This window comes from Synechococcus sp. H55.11 (assembly GCF_047462475.1).
In the GTDB taxonomy this organism is placed as follows: Bacteria; Cyanobacteriota; Cyanobacteriia; order Thermostichales; family Thermostichaceae; genus Thermostichus.
The window spans coordinates 48650-51407 of sequence record NZ_JANSJI010000313.1 but is presented as its reverse complement, the minus strand read 5'-3'; the positions used below and the strand labels follow the sequence as shown (position 1 = coordinate 51407).

Below are 2758 nucleotides of genomic sequence, written 5' to 3'. Positions count from 1 at the left end.
CATCCCGCCCCATGGGAGAGGGGGCTGGGGGGTGAGGGCCATCCCGCCCCATGGGAGAGGCCAGGATTTCCGCATATTGCATACGGCGGGAAATGACTCGCCGCTGGCCATTGCGATCAGTCCGCCCATCCTGGATAGCGTGCTCCAGGTACACCAAAACCCGCGGCGTCTCGGTGGGATCCCTTTCATCGACAAGGACGGATCCCTGTCTAAGTAAGTCTCTGTATCGTTCCAGAATAAGATCGATGGTGGCTTCCAGAAGAGGGTGGCCAGGGCAGACAAACTCTGCCAAAGGTTTTCCGGGAACGCTAACTAGGCTTTTATCAAAGGTAATCCGTTCGTATTTTCTGAGAATAGGCGCGCCCAAGCCAATCTGGCGATCCCGATTGCGAATGTCTGCCGGCACGTGGGTAATTTCGTAGCGTTTGGATTCTCGCTTTTGCACAGTGCCCCCTAAGTGTTGAAAGGCCTCTAGGAAAAAGGAAGCAATAAAATGAGGCTGGAGCTTCCGGGCTTCAGCTCGCTGCATCTCTAATCGAATCTGTTGCACCTTGGTGATGTCCATGGAGTCGTGGGCCAGAGCCCGTTCCTCCAGGAGCTTTCTCAGCCGTTCTCGATCTAGGTAATCTGCCACCTTCTGGTTTAGCCGAGCTCTCACCTCTGGATCATCACCATAGCGAATGGCCTCAATGAGCAGCTCTCGCAATTCCTTCCCATCAATAGCCTTGCCCAGCACGTCAAAGACCTTGCCCCCTAGGGCTTTTTGCTCGCTCTCCAGCTTCTTCAATAAAGCCAGGTAGACATCCCCCTCGCGAGTTTCTGCAGCCACCAAATTCCATAGGTGGCAGACTTCAGTTTGCCCAATGCGGTGGATTCGCCCAAACCGTTGCTCCAAGCGATTGGGATTCCAGGGCAAGTCGTAGTTAACCATTAGATGGGCTCGCTGCAGGTTGATCCCCTCCCCGGCGGCGTCGGTGGCAATCAAGATTTGCACAGCCGGATCCTGCTTAAAAACCTCTTCAGCCTTCTTGCGCTCCTCCCGACCCATGCTGCCGTGAAGAGTAACCACTGCTTCTGACTGCCCCAGCAGAGTTCTCACGCGGTCGGCCAGGTACTCAAGGGTATCCCGGTGTTCGGTGAAGATCACCAGCTTGCGCCGATGTCCACCGGCGTCGAACATTTCCCCTTGATTTTGCAACAGCTTGGACAATTCTTCCCACTTGCGATCCTGACCACTGCGTCGCACCCGTTCAGCCAGCTTTTCTAGATCCTGAAGCCGCTGAATCTCTGCCTTAAGCTGGACAATGGTGCGAGCGGCAGTTGCTTGATCTACCAACTCTTCTTCTTGTTTTTCCAGCTCGTCAGCGGTGTAGTCTTCAAAGTCTTCCTCCCAACCTTCCGCATCAAGCGGGGGAATAGTGACAGTAATATTTCTCGTTCCTCGACTCCGTAATTGTTCTTCCCTGATCCGCTGCTCCAGCCTCTGTCGCCGTCGCCGCAAGGATTGGTAAATCGCTTCTGGAGAAGAGGCTAGCCGACGCTGTAGGATGGTCAGGGCAAAACCAACAGTTCTCTTGCGACCATCGTTGTCCAAGGCATCTACATTGTTAAACTCTTCTCGTACGTAATCGGTAACTTCCTGATAAAGCTTAGCTTCCAGATCAGATAAGGCATACTGGACGGTGTAAGCCCTTCGCTCTGGAAAAAGCGGCTTGCCGTCAAACTTAACCAAGTCTTCTTTCACCAATCGCCGCATGAGATCCGAGACGTCGCAGGTGTGAGCTCCATCTCGAAATTTTCCCTCAAAGCGATCTTCGTCCAACAAGGCCAAAAAAAGCTGAAAGTCTGCTTCTTTGCCATTGTGGGGAGTGGCTGTCATCAGCAAAAAGTGGCGCGTTAGCTGAGAGAGCAATTTACCCAGCTTGTAGCGCTTGGTTTCTTTGATTTCTCCGCCAAAGAAGGATGCCGAAAGTTTGTGGGCCTCATCGACAACGACCAAGTCCCAATCAGCTTGCTTAAGTTTATATTGTAGGGCTTCATCTCGGCTAAGCTTATCTAGCCGGGCAATGAGCAGCGGAATCTCCTGAAATGGATTCCCTGTTCGAGCTGCTTCAAGACGATCGTTGGTCAAAATTTCAAAGGGCAAATGGAACTTTTGCACCATCTCCTCTTGCCACTGCAGGGTCAGACTGCCGGGGCAGACAATGAGACAGCGGTGCAGGTCACCGCGAATCAGCAGCTCCCGAATCAACAGCCCTGCCATGATGGTTTTGCCAGCCCCTGGATCGTCGGCCAGCAAAAACCGCAGCGGCTGCCGCGGCAGCATTTCCTCGTAGACGGCACTGATTTGATGGGGCAGAGGCTCTACCAGAGAGGTGTGGACAGCTAGGAGGGGATCGAAAAGATGAGCCAGCCGAATGCGATGCGCTTCGGAAACCAACCGGAAGAGAGCACCCTCTCCCTCGAAGTTGCAAAGGGATCCCTCCTGAACAACTTCCAAAGTTGGCTCTTGGTTGCGAAACAGCAGCTCTGCGTGGGGCTGCCCCTGGATGTCTTTGTAGATGACCTCGATGGCACTGCTGCCGTGCCATTTCACGTTGACGATGACAACGGCTTGGTTTGGCAGGATCCCTCTGACCCTTGCACCGGGGTTGAGATCTTCCAGTCGAGCCATAGACTGCAGGCTTCTAGAACTGCTGGCAGAAGCTTGTTCCAACTCCCCACTGCTATGTTGCCCTCACCCCCAGCCCCTCTCCCA

At 53.8% G+C, this 2758-nt stretch carries 1 protein-coding gene; it reads right to left on the bottom strand.

From position 1 onward, the window contains the following. Positions 1-2674 (bottom strand): DEAD/DEAH box helicase (locus NW853_RS12545; protein ID WP_414349163.1); only part of this gene is annotated, 2674 nt, incomplete at its 3' end. Positions 2675-2758: the final 84 nt, after the last annotated feature.